Source organism: Phytomonospora sp. NPDC050363, assembly GCF_040655735.1.
In the GTDB taxonomy this organism is placed as follows: domain Bacteria; phylum Actinomycetota; class Actinomycetes; order Mycobacteriales; family Micromonosporaceae; genus Phytomonospora.
This window is the reverse complement of record NZ_JBFAKK010000016.1, coordinates 161286-178208: the sequence shown is the minus strand read 5'-3', so window position 1 is coordinate 178208 and position 16923 is coordinate 161286. Positions and strand designations below refer to the sequence as shown.

The window sequence follows — 16923 nt, the reverse complement described above, 5'->3', positions numbered from 1 at the left end:
GACCAAAAACACCCTGTTGAGTTCTCAAACAACACACCCACACCAAAGCCCGAGACCTAAGTCCTGAACCCGACTGGCAGGTTTTCTCTTGTTTTGTCTTGCCGTGTTACCGTCTCGCTGTCTTGCTGTCTTGCTTGTCTTTCCGGTCTTGCTCGCTTACTCTATCAGGCCCGTTTTCGGCCCCGTTTCCGGGGTCTTGCTCGGTCCCGATCTTCGTGCTAGACTGGCTCGGTTTCCCTCGCCCTAGCCCGGTGAACCTTACCAGACCCGTTTTCCGGCCCGTTTCGCGGGCCTTCGCTCGGATCCGGCGGCTGCCGGTCTAGCGTCTCGCACCGCCTCCGCGATCTTCGATCAGAGTGTGAGCTCTTCTCGAACCTCGTTTTGGCGCAACCCCTCAAGCCTACCATCTTCGATCCAGGCCCGCAACTAGGGGACTTCGCCTCCTGAGTGCGCACCCTTCTCGAACCCTGACGGGTCGGAGAGTTGGGTTGGCCTGCGGTCCTGCCGGTCCAGGTTGAGCGGCTTGCGCCTTTCTCCCTGGCCCGTCCGGTTTCCCGCGGGCAGAGAGAAATTTACGGTAGGGGTTCAGGTACCCGAACACCGGGGTCGGACTATGCGTCCGCCCCGGTGTCGTGGCTGGTCAGGAGCCTTCGAGCTCTTCGTGGAGCTCGGCTCGGCGCGCTCGTCGCGCCTCAAGACGCTCGGCTGCGCCGATGCGCTCGTCGGTGTCCAGACGCGGGTCGGTGCCGCGGGCACCGACGGGGCTCTGGAGGCTGGGCAACGTCGGCTGCCAGTCGAACTCCCGCGTCCCGATCCGCACGAGGCATCCCGGGGTGGCGCCGGCCTTCGCCAGAGCCTCCTCGACGCCCAGGCGCGCGAGCCGGTCGGCGAGGTAACCGATGGCCTCGTCGTTGTTGAAGTCGGTCTGGCGGACCCAGCGTTCGGGTTTGCCGCCCTTCACCACGTAGATCTCGTCCTCGGCCTCGAACTCGATGACGAAGTCGGCGTCGTCGACCGCCGGCGGCCGCAGCACGATCCGGGTCGGCTCCACCTCGGGCTGAGCTGCCCGGTGCGCGGCGACGGCCTCCCCCAGCGCGTAGGTCAGCGGTTTGAGCCCCTCATGGGTCACCGCGCTCACCTCGAACACCGGGAGTCCGCGCGCCTCGATGTCGGCCCGCACGTACTCGGCCAGGTCCCGCGCGTCGGGAACGTCGATCTTGTTGAGCACGACCAGGCGCGGCCGCTCGGCCAGTCCCCCGTACTCCGCCAGCTCGTGTTCGAGGGCGTCGATGTCCGACAGCGGGTCCCGCGTCGACTCCAGGTTCGCGCAGTCGATCACGTGGACCAGGACCGCGCAGCGCTCGATGTGCCGCAGGAACTCCAGGCCCAGTCCCTTGCCCTGCGCCGCACCCGGGATCAGGCCCGGGACGTCGGCGACGGTGTAGGTCTCGTCGCCCGCCTGCACCACGCCCAGGTTCGGCACCAGGGTGGTGAACGGGTAGTCGGCGATCTTCGGCCTTGCCGCCGACAGCACCGAGATCAGCGAGGACTTGCCCGCCGACGGGAACCCGACGAGCCCGACGTCGGCGACGCTCTTGAGTTCGAGCACCAGCTCGGCGGCGTCGCCCGGCTCCCCCAGCTCGGCGAAGCCCGGCGCGCGGCGCTTGCTGTTGGCCAGGGCCGCGTTGCCGCGACCACCCCGGCCGCCCTGCGCGGCGATGTAGGTGGTGCCGGCGCCGACCAGGTCGGCGAGGACCGTGCCGTCGGTGGTCTGCACGACCGTCCCGTCCGGCACGCCGAGGACGAGGTCCTCGCCGTTGGCCCCGTTCTTCATGGAGCCCTGCCCGCCCTTGCCGTTGGTGGCCTTGGCGTGCGGGCGGAAGTGGAAGTCCAGGAGCGTGTGCACCTGCGGGTCGACGGTCAGGACGACGTTGCCGCCGTGCCCTCCGGTGCCGCCGTCCGGTCCGCCGAAGGGTTTGAACTTCTCGCGGTGGATGGAGACACACCCGTGGCCGCCGTTACCGGCCTGGATGTGCAGCACGACGCGATCGACAAAGCTGGTCACGAGACCACTGTCCCTCATGTTCGAGACTCGATGGAAGAAAAACACCCGGGTCGGGAGGTGTGACACCTCCCGACCCGGGTGGGACGTTCTGCGCCGACGGTCGCGGGGACCGGCCGGCGTGGTGCTGCGTACCCGCGCGAGGCGCGGGCCGCGGCCTAGCTCTCGGCGGCGACGATGTTGACGGTCTTGCGACCGCGCTTCGTGCCGAACTGAACGTGACCGGGAGCAAGCGCGAAGAGCGTGTCGTCGCTGCCGCGGCCGACCTGGTCACCCGGGTGGAACTTGGTGCCGCGCTGGCGGACCAGGATCTCACCGGCGTTGACGAGCTGTCCACCGAAGCGCTTGACGCCCAGCGACTTGGCGTTGGAGTCGCGACCGTTCCGCGAACTCGACGCACCCTTTTTGTGAGCCATCTGGCCGCCTACTTCCCGCTGTCGATGCCGGTGACCTTCACGCGGGTCAACGGCTGGCGGTGACCCTGGCGCTTGTGGTATCCGGTCTTGTTCTTGAACTTGTGGATCTTGATCTTGGGGCCCTTGGTGTGCTCGACGAGCTCACCGTTGACGGTCACGCCGGCGAGCTGGTCGGCGTCGGTCGTCACCGCGCCCTCGTCGACGAGCAGCACGGCAGGCAGCGTCAGGGAGTCGCCCGGTTTGCCTTCGAGCTTCTCCACCACAAGTACGTCGCCCTCGGCGACCTTGTACTGCTTGCCGCCGGTCTTGACGATCGCGTACATGGGACGCTGTTCTCCTTCGAATCCGAATTCAGGCCGTCGACAAGGGTACTTGACGACGGCACCCGGCCCCAAACGGGGCCGCGTGCGTGTGGTCACTGGGCCGGTTCGGTGACTTTACGGCTACCTGCGAGGACTACCGCCACCGCATCCGCCGCGTTGCCGTCACCGGCGTCCCGCGCACCCTCGGAGGCCCGGCCATCGGTGGCCTCCTTGGCGTTCTTGCTGTTCCGTTCGGCCTTCTTCTCCGACTTGGCGTTCTTGCCGCCGCCCTGCTGCTGCTGACGGCCTCCGCCCTTGCCGTGCGACTGGCCGTTGCCTCCGCCGCCGCCCTGCTTCTCATGCTGGTCGAGGTGCACGATCACGCCTCGGCCCTTGCAGTGCTCGCAGACCTCGCTGAACGCCTCGAGCAGGCCCTGTCCGATGCGCTTGCGCGTCATCTGGACCAGACCCAGCGAGGTGATCTCGGTGACCTGGTGCTTGGTGCGGTCCCGGCCGAGGCACTCGGTCAGGCGCCGCAGCACCAGGTCCCGGTTGGCCTCCAGGACCATGTCGATGAAGTCGATGACCACGATGCCGCCGATGTCGCGCAGCCTCAACTGGCGCACGATCTCCTCGGCCGCTTCGAGGTTGTTGCGGGTGACGGTCTCTTCGAGATTGCCGCCCTCACCGGTGAACTTACCGGTGTTGACATCGATGACCGTCATCGCCTCGGTGCGGTCGAGCACGAGGTGGCCGCCGGAGGGCAGGAACACCTTGCGGTCGAGCGCCTTGAGGAGCTGCTCCTCGATGCGCATGTCGGCGAACACGTCGCCCTTCCCGGTGTGCCGGTGGAGCCGGTCCATCAGGTCGGGAGAGACCGCCGACAGGTAGTCGCGCACCTCGTCGTAGGCCTCGTCGGTGTCGACGACCAGCTCGCGGAAGTCCTCGTTGAACACGTCGCGGACGACGCGGGTGACGAGGTCGGGCTCCTGGTAGAGCAGCACCGGGGCGCCGCCCTTGGAGACCTTGCCCTCGATCTCCTCCCACTGCGCCTTCAGGCGCTCGATGTCGCGCGCCAGCTCGTCCTCGCTCGCGCCCTCGGCGGCCGTGCGCACGATGACGCCGGCTCCTTCGGGGACGAGCTTCTTGAGGACCGACCGCAGGCGGCGGCGCTCGGTGTCGGGCAGCTTGCGGGAGATGCCGGAGGCGTTGCCGTTGGGCACGTAGACCAGGTGCCGTCCCGACAGCGCGATGTGGTTGGTCAGGCGGGCGCCCTTGTGACCCATCGGGTCCTTGGTGACCTGCACCAGGACCGAGTCGCCGGACTTCATCGCCTGCTCGATCGAGCGGGCCCGGCCGGCCAGGCCGGTGCGGTCCCACTGGACCTCGCCGGCGTACAGCACGGCGTTGCGCCCGCGCCCGATGTCGACGAAGGCCGCCTCCATGCTCGGCAGCACGTTCTGGACCTTGCCCAGGTAGACGTTGCCGGACATGCCCTGCCCACCGGAGCGGGTGACGTAGTGCTCCACCAGGACGCCGTCTTCGAGCACGGCGATCTGGGTGCGCTCGGCGAGCTGGCGGATCACCAGCTGGCGGTCCACCGCCTCGCGGCGTGCCAGGAACTCCGACTCGGTGAGGATCTGCGGACGCGTGCGGTGCTGGCCGCGGCCGTCACGCCTGCGCTGCCGCTTGGCGGCCAGGCGGGTCGAGCCCGACAGTCCCTGCACCTCGTCCTCGACGGGACGCGGCTTGCGGACCTTGACCACGACGTCGGTTCCCGGCTCGACCGGCGAGTCCTCGCCGCCCTCGGCGGAGTCGGAACGGCGGCGGCGACGACGGCGCCTGCGCACCCCGTCACCGGCGTCGGCCGACTCGTCGTCGTTGTCCTCGCCCGAGCTGGACGGGGAGTTGTCGGCCTCGTCGTGCGGCTCGTCGTCGAACTCGCCGTCGAGCTCCGAGGCGCCCTTGCCTCGTCCACGGCCACGGCGGCCACGGCGGCGACGCCGCCGGACACCGTCGGGGCCGAGCTCCTGGTCGTCGTCGTCATCGTCGGCCGCGGCCTCCGACTCGACGGCGGCCTCGGCCGGGGCGGGCTCGGCCGCCTTGACCTTGCGGGAACGCCGGGTGCGCTTGACCGGAGCCTCGGCCGCCGGGGCCTGCTCCGCCGCTTCGGCGACGGGAGCCTCGTCGGGCTCCCCATCGCCACGCGACTTCTTGCGTGTCGTGGCCGCCGGCTTGTCTGCCTTGGCGGCGCTCTTGGACCTGGTCTGTTTGCGAGCAGCGGGGGCACGGTCGTCGGCCGGGGGGGCCGCGGGTGCGGCCTCCGGCGCGACGAACAGGACAGGAGCGGGTAGCACTCGCTCCGCCCGTCCGGCCTGTTCGCCCGTTGTCTGCTTCGGCTCGTTTTCGAGCATGTGGGTCTTACTCCGTATCCGCCGAATCCCGGGCGCGAAAAGTACGCTGCCACGCGGGTGCGGCTCTAGCCGATGGTCTTCCCAGACCACCGAAAGTCCTCCACCTGGTCGACACACTTGACCAGGGCCGTCGGTTGACGGCTATTCCGTGACGACCGTGCCACGGTCGGGTCCGAGCGGATCGGCGATCCTCCGTGCGGCGGACAGGGCGAACCCCGCGCCGGTGGCGGCGGATTCCGTGCCAGCGATGGAGGGAGTGGACCCTTCACCGTGCTCGGCGACCATGCCCTGGGCAAGCCGGGTGACTCGGGGTGGCACCGGCGGCTCCAAACCGGCTGCAACCCGCAGACCGGCCAGGACGTCATCGGGCCGTACAGACGGTGTGACGTGCTGTACGACAAGGTCGAGTATGGCACACGAGTCCGTGTCCGCCGCGTGCGGCGCGGCGAGTGCGCCGGATTCGTCACTGTGAAGGGCGAGGCGCAGCACCGGCTGACGGGAGTCGATGGTGCGGTAGCCCTTCTTCGTCATGCGCTGGACGGGCACCTCCGCGGCGGATCGAAAGGCCTCGATCGCGGCGGTGGCCTGGGCGTCGGTCACGCCCGGCAGCTCAAGCCGCCAGCGGGAGACGGTGAGCCGCTCGTCGAGGCTGCCGCCGGAGGACTCGACGGCCTCCAGGATGTCCAGGCCCGGCGGGAGCGCCGCGTCGAGGTCGGTGACGAGCGAGGCGGGGTCGACACGGCGCTGGAGGGCGATCTCGGCGTACTCGGCCTCACTGGCCACGCCCGTGGGCGCCGCCGAGGTGTAGGAGATGCGCGGGTGCGGGTGGAAGCCCGAGGAGTACGCGACGGGCAGCTTGGCGCGCCGCACGGCACGTTCGAGGGCGCGGGCGAAGTCGCGGTGTGACGTGAAGCGCAGCGGGCCGCGCTTGGCGTAGCGGATCCGGACGCGCTGGACGACCGGCGCCTGCTGCTCGGGCTGTACGCGGGCCATCACGCCTCGTCCGCCTCGTAGGACTGGCTGTTCGGAACGACGCCTCGCGGGGACTGTCCGACCACGGCCAGGGGGAGCATCTTCTTGCCGGTCGGGCCGATCTGGATCTCGGTGTCCATCGAGGGGCACACACCGCAGTCGAAGCACGGGGTCCAGCGGCAGTCGTCCAGCTCGACCTCGGCGATGGCGTCCTGCCAGTCGCTCCACAGCCAGTCCTTGTCGAGGCCCGAGTCGAGGTGGTCCCAGGGCAGGACCTCGTTCTGCTCGCGCTCGCGGGTCGTGTACCAGGCCAGGTCGAGGCCGAAGGGGGCGAGCGCGTCGGCGGCCGCGCCGGCCCAGCGCTCGTAGGAGAAGTGCTCGGTCCAGCCGTCGAAGCGGCCGCCCTCGCGCCAGACCTGGAGGATGACCTCGGACACGCGGCGGTCGCCGCGGGAGAGGAGTCCTTCGATGAGGGAGGGCTGTCCGTCGTGGTAGCGGTAGCCGATGGCGCGCCCGAGGGAGCGGTCGCTGTTGATCTCCTTCTTGAGGAGGTCGAGGCGGCGGTCGACGGTCTCGGGGTCGGCCTGGGCGGCCCATTGGAAGGGGGTGTGGGGCTTGGGGACGAATCCGCCGATGGAGACGGTGCAGCGGATGTCCTTGTTGCCCGACGCGGCGCGGCCGGCGCGGATGACCTCGTGGGCCATCTTGGCGATGGCGAGGACGTCCTCGTCGGTCTCGGTGGGCAGTCCGCACATGAAGTAGAGCTTGACCTGGCGCCAGCCGTTGCCGTAGGCGGTGACGACGGTGCGGATGAGGTCTTCCTCGCTGACCATCTTGTTGATGACGCGCCGGATGCGTTCGCTGCCGCCTTCGGGGGCGAAGGTGAGGCCGCTGCGGCGTCCGTTGCGGGAGAGTTCGTTGGCGAGGGTGACGTTGAAGGCGTCGACGCGGGTGGAGGGCAGGGAGAGGGAGACGTTGTCGCCCTCGTAGTTGTCGGCGAGGCCGGAGCAGACGTCGGCGATCTCGGAGTGGTCGGCGCTGGACAGTGACAGCAGGCCGACCTCGTTGAAGCCGGATTCGGCGATGCCGTTGCGGACCATCTCGCCGATGGTGGTGATGGAGCGTTCGCGGACCGGGCGGGTGATCATGCCGGCCTGGCAGAAGCGGCAGCCGCGGGTGCAGCCGCGGAAGATCTCCACGGCGTAGCGCTCGTGGACGCTCTCGGCGAGCGGGACGAGTGGCTTCTTGGGGTAGGGCCAGGCGTCGAGGTCCATCGTGGTGCGCTTGTGGACGCGGAAGGGGACGTCGGCGCGGTTGGGGACGACGCGCTGGATGCGGCCGTCGGGGAGGTAGTCGACGTCGTAGAAGCGGGGGACGTAGACGCTCTCGGTGCGCGCGAGGCGCAGGAGGAGTTCGTCGCGGCCGCCGGGGCGGCCTTCGGCCTTCCACTCGCGGATGATGCCGGTGATCTCCAGGACGGCCTCTTCGCCGTCGCCGAGGACGGCGGCGTCGATGAACGGCGCGATCGGCTCGGGGTTGAAGGCGGCGTGGCCGCCGGCGATGACGATGGGGTGGTCCTCGGTGCGCTCGTTCGACCGGATGGGGATCCCGGCGAGGTCGAGGGCGGTGAGGAGGTTGGTGTAGCCCATCTCGGTGGCGAAGGAGACGCCGAAGGCGTCGAAGGCCTTGACGGGGCGGTGCGCGTCGACGGTGAACTGGGGGACGTCGCGCTCGCGCATGAGCTTTTCGAGGTCGGGCCAGACCGAGTAGGTGCGCTCGGCGAGGACGTCGTCGATCTCGTTGAGGACCTCGTAGAGGATCTGGACGCCTTGGTTGGGGACGCCGACCTCGTAGGCGTCGGGGTACATCAGTGCCCACCGCACGGTTGTGGCGTCCCAGTCCTTGGAGACCGCGCCGAGTTCGCCGCCGACGTATTGGATCGGCTTCTTCACCAGGGGCAGCAGTTGCTCAAGCTCGGGGTACACCGACGTCACGCTCATAGCCGTCCAGCCTAACGAGCGCTCCTGCGTACCCTTGCTGCGAGTGCCGGTGCGCGATGGCGGCCACTCGCGGCAAAGTACGCAGAGGCGTGTGCGCACGCCTGTCGACGTCGACTTACGAGGTGATCGTGACCACTGCCCAAGCCCCGGGGCAGCCCGGATACGCGGGCCGTCACCGGCCGCCCAGTCGCAGGCGGCTGCTGGTGAAGGTCGCCGTCGTTCTCGGCGCGGTGGCCGTCGTGCTGGCCACGGTGGGCGTCGTCATCACCGTGACGATGGACGGTGACGAGAAGGGCTCCTATGTCGCCGGGACGGTCGCCGACCTGTGCCCGCTGGTGGACGCCGAGCCGGTGGCCGCGTGGAAGCTGACCGAGCGGGAGCGGGTGCGGGCCGATCAGGCCGAGCCGCGGCCGGAGGCGGTCGGGTGCGCGGTGCTGCTGTCGGCCGACGAGGGGGCGACGGTCTACACGACGGCGGAGCTGCGGGCGACCCTTCGGGTCTACGCGAGCGTCAACGACGCCAAGGCCGGTTACTCCGGGACGCTGGACTTCGAGCGGTCGGAGCAGCGCGAGCCGGAGATCTTGTCGGGGGTGGCCGAGCAGGCGGGTTTCGTCAGCCAGGTCGACACCGAGGCGGGGTCGGAGTTCCGGTTGCGGGCGCGTGACAGCAACGCCACGGTGGACGTCACGGTCTTCACGACGGGACTGTCGGCCGAGGACGTATCTAACGATCAGGTAAAAGAGGCGCTGATCGAGATAGGGACAAAAATCCTCGAAGGCGCACGTTCCGGGACGTAACCCACTGTTCGGTGATGTCGCACCGGGGCACTATCGGAGTGCAGACAGGGGAGCCCCCACACGCTCCGACCTCGCGTCAGGACGCTGGTGGCCATGGGCCATCCTCATTACCTTGAGCCCCGACTTTAAATCGCCGTAGGAGGCAAGGCCGTGACTGGACCGTACCCGCCGCCACAGCAACCGTGGCAGAACGACGGTTCCTGGCAGCAGCCACCGCCCGGGCAGCAGCCCGGCCCCCCGCCACAGGACCCGGCGGCCTCGCCGTCGTACGACCTCTACCCGCAAGGTGGTGGATGGCCCGACCAGGGTCAGCCGCAGCAGCCGCCCGCCGGCCCCGCCTACGGTCCCCCGCCCGGACCGCCGGCCTACGGACCGACGAGCGCTCCCCCGTACGGACCGACCAGCGGACCGCCCTACGGCCAGCAGCCGCAGTACGGCCAGCCCGGGCAGTTCATGCCGCCGGGTGCGCCGCAGGCTCCGCAGAACAACAACAAGGGCTGGATCTTCGGCGGGCTGGCCGTGGCCGCCGTCGTCGTCCTGCTCGTGATCGGCTTCGTGGTCGTCAACGCGATGAGCGACGACTCCAGCGACAACGCGGGCACCGACACCGGCAACTCCGACACCAACACCGGCGACGGTGAGGACACGCCGGCGGCGGCCAAGTACAAGGGCGTCGACGACCTGTGCGCCCTCGTGCAGGAGAGCGCCTACTCCGACGTGCTGAAGGCGTCGGGAGCAGGCAAGCCCGACACGACCGACTACGGCTCCGGCCCGTCCATGTCGTGCTACCAGGACCTCGAGGGCAACGACTACGACCTCGGGACCCTGTCCACCAACGCCGCGATCTACGACGACCCCGAGCAGGTCTCGTCGTCCTTCGACAGCTACCTGGAGGCCTACACCACCGGCGGCCTGTCGGCCGTCGACGTGCCGGGTCTCGGCGAGAAGGCGAAGATCGTCTTCGACGACGCCATCATCCCGTCGGCCTACCTCCTCGTTCAGGACGGCAACCTCGTCGCCGACGTGCGCCTGTCGACGACCGAGGACGGCATCGCCGACAGCAAGCTCCAGACCGCCGCCGAGGAAGTCATGAAGCAGATGCTCACCGGCCTCGCGGCCTGATCTGCCCCGACCGGCCCGCTCCCTCGCACGAGGGAGCGGGCCGGTCTTCATATCCCGTACGGCACAAGTCCGGGAGATAACCGGCCGTCGCCGCGGTGCACAATGACAACCACCCTGCCGTGCGAGCACGGCGGGCAGACGCGAAAAGGCCCGGACGGCACCGGCGCCGTGGGCAACCAGGAGGCAGGTCATGACCAGTCCATTCCCCCCGCCACCCCCCTCCCAGTGGGGGCCGGACGGCACCGGGGAACCCAGGCGTCATGACGACGACCCGCCCGCGAGCGGTCCCACCTCCTACGAGCTCTACCCCGCCGAGGGCGGCGGCTGGCCCGACCAGCCGGTCACCGGCGCCCCCGCGCCGCACGCTCCCCCGCCGGTCTACGCGCCGCAGCCCTACGGCCCGCCCCCACCGCAGGCGTACGGTCCCCCGCCGCCACATGCCTACCAGCCGGCGCCCTACGCCCCGCCGCAGTACATGCCCGGCCCGCCGATCAAGTCCGGCGGCAACAAGGGCTGGATCATCGGCGGCATCACGGTCGGCGCGGTCGTCATCCTCTGCGTCGTCGGAATCATCGTGATCGGCGCGATCGCGTCGAGCGAGGACGAGCCGATCGCCTACTCGCCGACCGTCCCCGCCGCGGCGAGCCACGGCAGCCACGACCTCCCCAACGACCTGTGCGGGATCATCGACGACACCCGCTACGAGACCACCTTCGGGATGGAGCAGGACTCCTCGCCGACGAACTCCAGCAGCCCCAGCGGCAGCAACGACGGCGACGGCTGGGCCAGCTGCTACTTCAACATGAACACCGACTCCTCCGGCTACGACTGGGCGATGCTGAGCGTCGACCTGACCGTCGACAGCACCGACTACCTCGACTCGGCCTACGACTCCGCGGTGGGAATGCTGCCCAGCGGCTCCTACAGCGGCCCCTCGCTCGGCGAGGAGTCGCAGTGGGGCGACGACCACGGCACCTACGGCGGCGAGGCGCTGGAGGTCGCCGTGCGCGACGGGAACGCCGTCGTGCGGGTCTCGCTCAACAGCAGTCAGGACAACATCACCAAGGACGCGATCGCCAATCTGATCGTCGACACCGTCAACGAGGTCCTCAACGCGACAGGCTGAGCGGTGGTATGGGTGCACCCGTCCCCGACGGGGGCGACTACGCTCCAATGTCGTACGTGAGAAAGTCGCGTCATTCGACGCTTCCGGCGGCCACGCCAGCGCCTGGCCACCGCCGGCCACAACGTGGAGGTTGAAGTGGGATCGCATCACGCCGGACCGGAGTATCCGGGTGACCAGTACCCGCAAGACGACCAAGCGCGCCAACCGCGGCCGCGGCAGGCGGGCGGGGAACGGCGTGCCCAGGACCCCGGTTCTCCCTACGGGCGTCGCGGTCCCGTTCCCGAGCAGCAGCCGCCCGGCCCGTCCGAGCGGCGCGGCGGCTACGGCGGCGCCCCGACCAACCCGTACGCGCAGGGCGGCTACCGCGAGGAGCCGACGGGCCGCCACGCCACGCAGGGCGGCGCTCACCAGCCTCCCCAGCCGCCGCGGCAGCAGACCCCGCAGGACGCCGAGCCCTCGCGCCGTCGCCGCCGCTACGCCGAGGACGAGATCCCCCGGCAGCAGGGCTACAACGCCGAACCGGAAGCGCCGCCGTCGGAGGCCACCCGCGCCTTCCAGCCGCTGCCGATCGACCCCGACCCGTACCACCCCGACCTCGCCGACGGCCCCAGCTCCGCCTGGGACGACGACCACGGCACGCAGGTCTACAGCCACCTCGGCTACGTCCCGCGCGAGGAGCGCCGCCGGCCCACCTCCGACGGAGACTTCCTGTCCCCGTCGACCGAGCCCGGCAGCGACGACAAGAAGTTCAAGACCATGCGCCGCGCGCGCAAGGCCAGCGCCACCACCAAGGCCCTCGTGGTCGGCGGCGTCGTGCTCGCCGTGGCGCTCGTCGCCGGCGGCGGCTGGTGGCTGTTCGGCGGCGACGACGACGGCCGCACCGAGACGGGCAGCACCTACAGCGTGCTGGAGAAGCCCTGCTCGATCCTCGACACCGCGGCCGTCGCCGACTACTCGCTGACCGAGGACGTCGCCCGGCACCGCGAGACCAGCGAGCCCAAGACCGACGGCGGCGCCGAGCAGACCTGCGCGATCTCGCTGGCCGGCGACGGCCCGGTCGACGTCGACATCACCTTCGACTCGCGCGTCTACGACACTCCCGCCAAGGCCAGCAACGACTGGGAGTTCAAGCTCGACGAGCAAAAGACCCAGCCCGACGGCGGCTGGAAGCTCACCGAGCTGTCCGGCCTCGGCAAGCAGGCCTACTCGCTGCTGCGCTCGTGGGACGGCGACGCCGACGCGGCCAACTACCGCATCCACCTGTGGGACGAGAACGTCTCCATCGAGGCCGCGGTGACCATCTACAGCCAAGACGCCGTCGACGACACCGACATCGCCGCCCGCACCGAGCAGCTGGTGAAGTCCTACCTCGCGAAGTGGACCGAGTAGGCATCCGACGACAGCGCGGGGGGCGAGGAGACTCGTCCCCCGCGCTTTTCCATGCGCAACGCGCCCCGGCTCATCGTGCGAGCCGGGGCGCGTTGCGTCGTGTCGGGGGTCAGTAACCCCGGTGCGGGTTGCCGAACAGGCGCGTCTCGTGCGAGGTCGGCGTCGACCACACGAAGCGCTCCGGCACGCCGTCGCGCACCACGGCGACCATGTCGTCGTACATCATCTGGAGCAGCCGCAGGTTGTCGGTGCTGACCCGCAGCGACGCCGTGGCCGCCGGGGCCTCGTCGGGGTGCAGGCGCTGAAGGATGCTCAGGTGGGCGTCCTCGACGGCCTGGGAGCCGTAGACGGTGAGCCTCGGCAGGACCGTCAGCTGCGTCCGCCACGGGCCCAGCACGGGCGTCGTGGCCGTCCCGTGGTCGCCGACGTCGTAGACGTACAGCGCCGGGGAGTGCGGGTTGGCGTCCACAGTGACCGGACGGTCCCCCGCGAGCACCGCGAGACGGTCGTCGCGACCCGTCGCGGCACGCCCCAGGCCCTCCCACTCGCGCGGGCGGACGGTGCACACGGCGACGCGGGCACCGAGCGCCAGCGCCCGGAACACCACGATCTTGGCCGCCCACAGGCCGCCGACGAGCGCGGCGCGGGTCGGTTCGGGCCGAAACATCGGCACCACGACGGGCTTGCGTTCGGCGTCGCGCCCGATGACCAGACCGGCCGGGGGCGCCGGCGTCGCCAGCAGTTCGAGGGCGCGCGGGGTGGCGATGTGCCGCCCGGCGCCCAGCGCGTCGATGGTGCGGCCGTCGGGGCCCTCGACGACATCGGTCGCGGCCGCGGGGCCGCCCTGGCCGCCGTAGACCGTGCCGACCTTGCCGGCGTTCTTCGGGCCGAAGATGCCCGGTGAGAACTGGCTGGTGCCGCCCGAGACGGGCACGCCGGAGACCGGCGGGCCGGACACGGGCGGGCCCGACATGGGCGGCGCGGACATCGGCATGCCCGACACGGGCGGCGCCGAGACCGGCATGCCCGTCAGAGGCGGCGCGGAGACCGGAACCGACGGGGTGTGCGGAATCGGTACCGACGGGGTCGGCGGGAGCGGAGCGGGCGGCTGAGGGGGCTGCGGGGGCCGCGCCTGCGGAGGCGTCGACGGCGAACCGATCGGCCTCGACGGCGCCGCCGGTCCGAGCGCGCTCATCCGGCCGCTGATGGTGCCCGGCAACGGGTCCGGCGGGCGGTAGCCCGACGGCGGGCCCGACATGGGCGCCGAGGGCGGACCCGAGACGGGCCGGGACATCGGCTGGGAGATCGGCTGCGACACCGGCACGCTCGCGCGGCCCGGAGCCGGGTTCGCCGGCGGCGGGGGCGGCTGGATCGGCGGCGGCGGGGACACCGGCCGCGCTGACCCGTACACCGAGGCCGAGGCCCGGCCGGCGGTCGGCGGGTTCGGGTTCGGGTTGGTCGGCGGCGGCTGGCTGCTGGTCGGCAGGTCGGCCGGCGGGACAGGGCGGGCGCTTCCGTACACCGAGGCCGAGGCACGGCCCGTCGACGGCGGTACCTGACCGGCCGGCGGGGGCTGGATGAGTCCGGGGACCGAGGCCTTCCCCGTGGTGGGGCGGCGCCCTTCCTCGGGCTTCTGCTCCTCCTCCTCGGCCGGGGGGACGTAACGCTGGCCGGGGTACTGCGGGGGCTGCTGCGGGTACGGAGCGTTCGGGTCGCTCATCGAGGACCTCCTCCAGTGGGTGCCGAGGCGTAGGCCGCGGGGCCGTGCTCGCCGTCGAGGCGCGCGAGGCGGGCGCCGACCTGCGCGGCGGCCTCGCGGAGTCGTCCGCAGACCATCGACGAGCTGGCCGGGTCGCACGACAGGCGCACCAGGCCGCGCACTTCGATGCGGCGTTCGAGGGCTGCGCCGTCGGGCGCGCGGCGGGAGACCGGCCCGGGCGAGATCGTCACCGAGACGGTGGTGAACGCGGCCGGGACCGCGGCGACCTCGTCGAGGACGCGCGGGAGGGTGGCCATGTCGCTGGGCCAGCTGCGGATCCGGTGCGTGATGTGCTCCAGGCCGCCGGCCTGCCAGGACTTCCACGTCTCGTTGGTGCGCGGGTTGGCGGTCGGGCTGATCGTGGTCAGCGCGAGGGACTGCTTGAGGGCCGCGCGCAGGCCGTCGTCGTCGAGGACCCGGTGGGTCACGCCCGCGTTGCGCAGGGCCTTGCCGATACGGCTGACGGTCACCGCGAGGGACTTGTGCACGCCCTCGACACCTCCGCCGCGGTTGACGGCGGCGTCGGCGGCATCGCCGAGGTCGAGGCGCACGGCCAGCCAGCTCGTCTGGTGCACGACGGCCGCCGTGCCACCGAGGAGCTCCTGGTAGGACTGCGCGGCCGGGCTGCCCTGGATCGCCACGCCCACCGGGACGGTGTGCGCGATGACCTGGATCGCCGACACCGGGGCGCCGGCCTCGGTGAACAGGCGCGTCAGGCGCTCGAAGGGCACCGGCGCGCCGATGCCGTCGGGGCCGCCCATGGCCAGGGCCGCGAACCAGCCCGCGCCGTCGCGGGCGACGCCGATGACGGCGTCGCGGTCCTCGACACGGCTGACGGAGATGTCGGGCGAGAGCTGTTCGAGCAGGTCGTCGTCGCGGACCTGCATCGCCGCCTTGCGCCGGGCCTTGAGGCGGCGGCGCATCGGCACCGACTGGTAGAGCCATCGGCCACCGCTGGGGATGAACACCGCGATGAGCAGGACGAACGCGACCACCCCGCCACCGATCAGGAACGGCAGCGGCCTGCCGAGGGTCGCCCCCACGGCTACCGCGGCGAGCTCGATCGCCACCAGCTGGGTGATCGTGAAGGGGCCGAGGCGATTACGGACCGAGGCGGTGAACGCGATCCGGTTCTCGCGTTTCGCCGCCCCGCGGATCGTGGCGCTGCCACGGGCGCGCGGTGGCGCCTGCACCATCGTCATGTCTTGCGGCCCTCCTGAAGGGTGGTGTGCGGCGGGCAGCCTGTTCGTACGAATATGCCCATCCTACGAGTGCCCGCCACTCTCGTGGGACCCCCGTCACCGCGCGGGCGGCGGAGGTCCGGGTTCGGGTGGCCGGCGCCAGTTGTCGGGCGCGGCCTGCGGCGGGGGGCCGGAGGCCCGGAACTGTGGTGCGGGTGCCGGCGGCGCGGTGGCGCGCCGGCGCCGGGAGCGCACGACCAGCACGATGACGGTCACGGCGGCGAGCAGGACGGTGCCGGAGACGATGACCGGGATGAAGTCGCCGGGGCCGGTGCCGGTGTCGGTCGCGGCGACGGGTTCGGAGTCGGCGCCGGTCGGCGCGGGGTCCTGGTAGTGGTCGACCTCTTCGGTGAGGGCGGCCAGGGGGTTGACGACGCCCCAGCCGAACTCCAGGTCCTCGCCCTCGTCACCGTTGTCGTCGGCGGTGAGCAGGAGGCGCTCCAGGAGCTGCCGGTGGTCGAGGTTCGGGTAGCGGGCCTTGATGAGGGCCATGGTCCCGGCGACGACGGGCGCGGCGTAGGAGGTGCCGTCGGCCTGCTTGTGGCCGCCTCCGCGCACGGCGACCTGCATGTCCTGGGCGGGTGCGGCGATGCCGAAGTTGCCGGTGTGGAGGTTCTGGACGACCGAGCCGTCCCAGAACTTCCCGCCGGGGGTGGTGCCGGTGACCGCGACGGCGCCGCTGTAGGCGGCGGGGAAGCCGGTGCCGGTGTAGATCTCGCCGGGGTCGTCCCCGCGCACGTTCCCGGCGCCGGCGACGACGACGACGTTCTTCGAGACGGCGTAGTCGACGGCCGCCTGGCCGCCTTCCTCGGGCGCGGTGTCGCGCAGGGAGACCGAGATGACGTCGGCTCCGTTGTCGACGAGCCAGCGGATGCCCTCGCCGACCTTGCCGTGCGGGAACTCGCCGGCGGCGTCGGTGACGCGCACGGAGATCACCTTGGCGGCGGGGGCGATGCCGAGGACGCCGTCGGCGTCGTCGTGGCCGACCAGGATCGAGGCGACACCGGTGCCGTGGTCGTCGGAGGGGGTCAGGCCGTCGCCGGTGCCGTAGAGGTCGGTGCCGGGCAGGACGCTTCCGGCGATGTCGGGGTGGGTCGCGTCGACGCCGGTGTCGATGATTCCGATGGTGACGCCTTCGCCTTTGGTGATCGCGTGGATCTCGGCGACGCGGAGGGGGTCGAGGTACCACTGCCCGTCGCGGACCTGGTCGGCCGAGGCGGCGGTGGGGAAGAGGAGTGCGCCGCTCGCGCCCAGGGCGAGCGCGGCGATCACGGAGCCGAGCCGGCGGGGAATCGTTCGCACCTCGGCGCTCCTCTGCGTGGT

13 protein-coding genes and 1 pseudogene are annotated in these 16923 nt (G+C 71.1%); 5 read left to right on the top strand and 9 right to left on the bottom strand.

Annotation, left to right across the window (positions count from 1 at the left end):
• Positions 1 to 640: 640 nt before the first annotated feature.
• The 6 genes and pseudogenes from obgE to AB0I28_RS33930 all read right to left on the bottom strand — a co-directional run bounded on the left by obgE (position 641) and on the right by AB0I28_RS33930 (position 8166).
• Positions 641 to 2065 carry a GTPase ObgE gene (gene obgE / locus AB0I28_RS33955; protein ID WP_357499822.1) on the bottom strand — a complete coding sequence of 475 codons (1425 nt, stop codon included), beginning with the start codon at positions 2063 to 2065 and terminating at the stop codon, positions 641 to 643.
• Between the two features lie 155 nt (positions 2066 to 2220).
• A complete protein-coding gene (gene rpmA / locus AB0I28_RS33950) occupies positions 2221 to 2478 on the bottom strand; it encodes a 50S ribosomal protein L27 (protein WP_357499821.1) in 258 nt (85 codons plus the stop codon).
• 8 nt (positions 2479 to 2486) lie between these two features.
• A complete protein-coding gene (rplU, locus tag AB0I28_RS33945; protein WP_357499820.1) occupies positions 2487 to 2801 on the bottom strand; it encodes a 50S ribosomal protein L21 in 315 nt (104 codons plus the stop codon).
• Positions 2802 to 3151: 350 nt separating this feature from the next.
• Positions 3152 to 5137 (bottom strand): annotated as a pseudogene (locus AB0I28_RS33940) (Rne/Rng family ribonuclease); the annotation flags it as partial.
• A 198-nt stretch (positions 5138 to 5335) separates the two neighbouring features.
• Entirely contained in the window at positions 5336 to 6187 is an 852-nt protein-coding gene (locus tag AB0I28_RS33935; RefSeq protein ID WP_357499819.1) for a TIGR03936 family radical SAM-associated protein, read from the bottom strand.
• Positions 6187 to 8166: a TIGR03960 family B12-binding radical SAM protein gene (locus AB0I28_RS33930; protein ID WP_357499818.1), complete on the bottom strand. Its 1980-nt coding sequence runs from the start codon at positions 8164 to 8166 to the stop codon at positions 6187 to 6189. The genes AB0I28_RS33935 and AB0I28_RS33930 overlap by 1 nt, the downstream gene beginning before the upstream one ends.
• Positions 8167 to 8294: 128 nt before the next feature.
• On the opposite strand from AB0I28_RS33930, the gene AB0I28_RS33925 reads away from it, so the two are divergent.
• The 4 genes from AB0I28_RS33925 to AB0I28_RS33910 all read left to right on the top strand — a co-directional run bounded on the left by AB0I28_RS33925 (position 8295) and on the right by AB0I28_RS33910 (position 12600).
• Complete coding sequence (locus AB0I28_RS33925) at positions 8295 to 8963, top strand: hypothetical protein (RefSeq protein ID WP_357499817.1); 669 nt, start codon at positions 8295 to 8297, stop codon at positions 8961 to 8963.
• A gap of 150 nt (positions 8964 to 9113) precedes the next feature.
• Positions 9114 to 10085: a hypothetical protein gene (locus AB0I28_RS33920; protein ID WP_357499816.1), complete on the top strand. Its 972-nt coding sequence runs from the start codon at positions 9114 to 9116 to the stop codon at positions 10083 to 10085.
• 190 nt (positions 10086 to 10275) lie between these two features.
• Positions 10276 to 11211 (top strand): hypothetical protein, encoded by a 936-nt coding sequence (locus tag AB0I28_RS33915; RefSeq protein WP_357499815.1) that lies wholly within the window; start codon positions 10276 to 10278, stop codon positions 11209 to 11211.
• A 135-nt stretch (positions 11212 to 11346) separates the two neighbouring features.
• Complete coding sequence (locus tag AB0I28_RS33910; RefSeq protein ID WP_357499814.1) at positions 11347 to 12600, top strand: hypothetical protein; 1254 nt, start codon at positions 11347 to 11349, stop codon at positions 12598 to 12600.
• Positions 12601 to 12709: 109 nt separating this feature from the next.
• Here AB0I28_RS33910 and AB0I28_RS33905 read toward each other — a convergent pair whose 3' ends face one another.
• Positions 12710 to 13594: a hypothetical protein gene (locus tag AB0I28_RS33905; protein ID WP_357499813.1), complete on the bottom strand. Its 885-nt coding sequence runs from the start codon at positions 13592 to 13594 to the stop codon at positions 12710 to 12712.
• A gap of 262 nt (positions 13595 to 13856) precedes the next feature.
• Between AB0I28_RS33905 and AB0I28_RS33900 the strand changes: the two genes are divergently transcribed.
• Complete coding sequence (locus AB0I28_RS33900; protein WP_357499812.1) at positions 13857 to 14159, top strand: hypothetical protein; 303 nt, start codon at positions 13857 to 13859, stop codon at positions 14157 to 14159.
• A gap of 157 nt (positions 14160 to 14316) precedes the next feature.
• Here the strand turns inward: AB0I28_RS33900 and eccE are convergent, their stop codons facing one another.
• Both eccE and AB0I28_RS33890 read right to left on the bottom strand, forming a co-directional pair.
• Positions 14317 to 15561, bottom strand: coding sequence for a type VII secretion protein EccE (gene eccE / locus AB0I28_RS33895; protein ID WP_357499811.1), 1245 nt, complete (start codon positions 15559 to 15561; stop codon positions 14317 to 14319).
• Between the two features lie 96 nt (positions 15562 to 15657).
• On the bottom strand, positions 15658 to 16902 hold the full coding sequence (locus tag AB0I28_RS33890) for a S8 family serine peptidase (RefSeq protein ID WP_357499810.1): 1245 nt from the start codon (positions 16900 to 16902) through the stop codon (positions 15658 to 15660).
• Between the last annotated feature and the right edge of the window lie 21 nt (positions 16903 to 16923).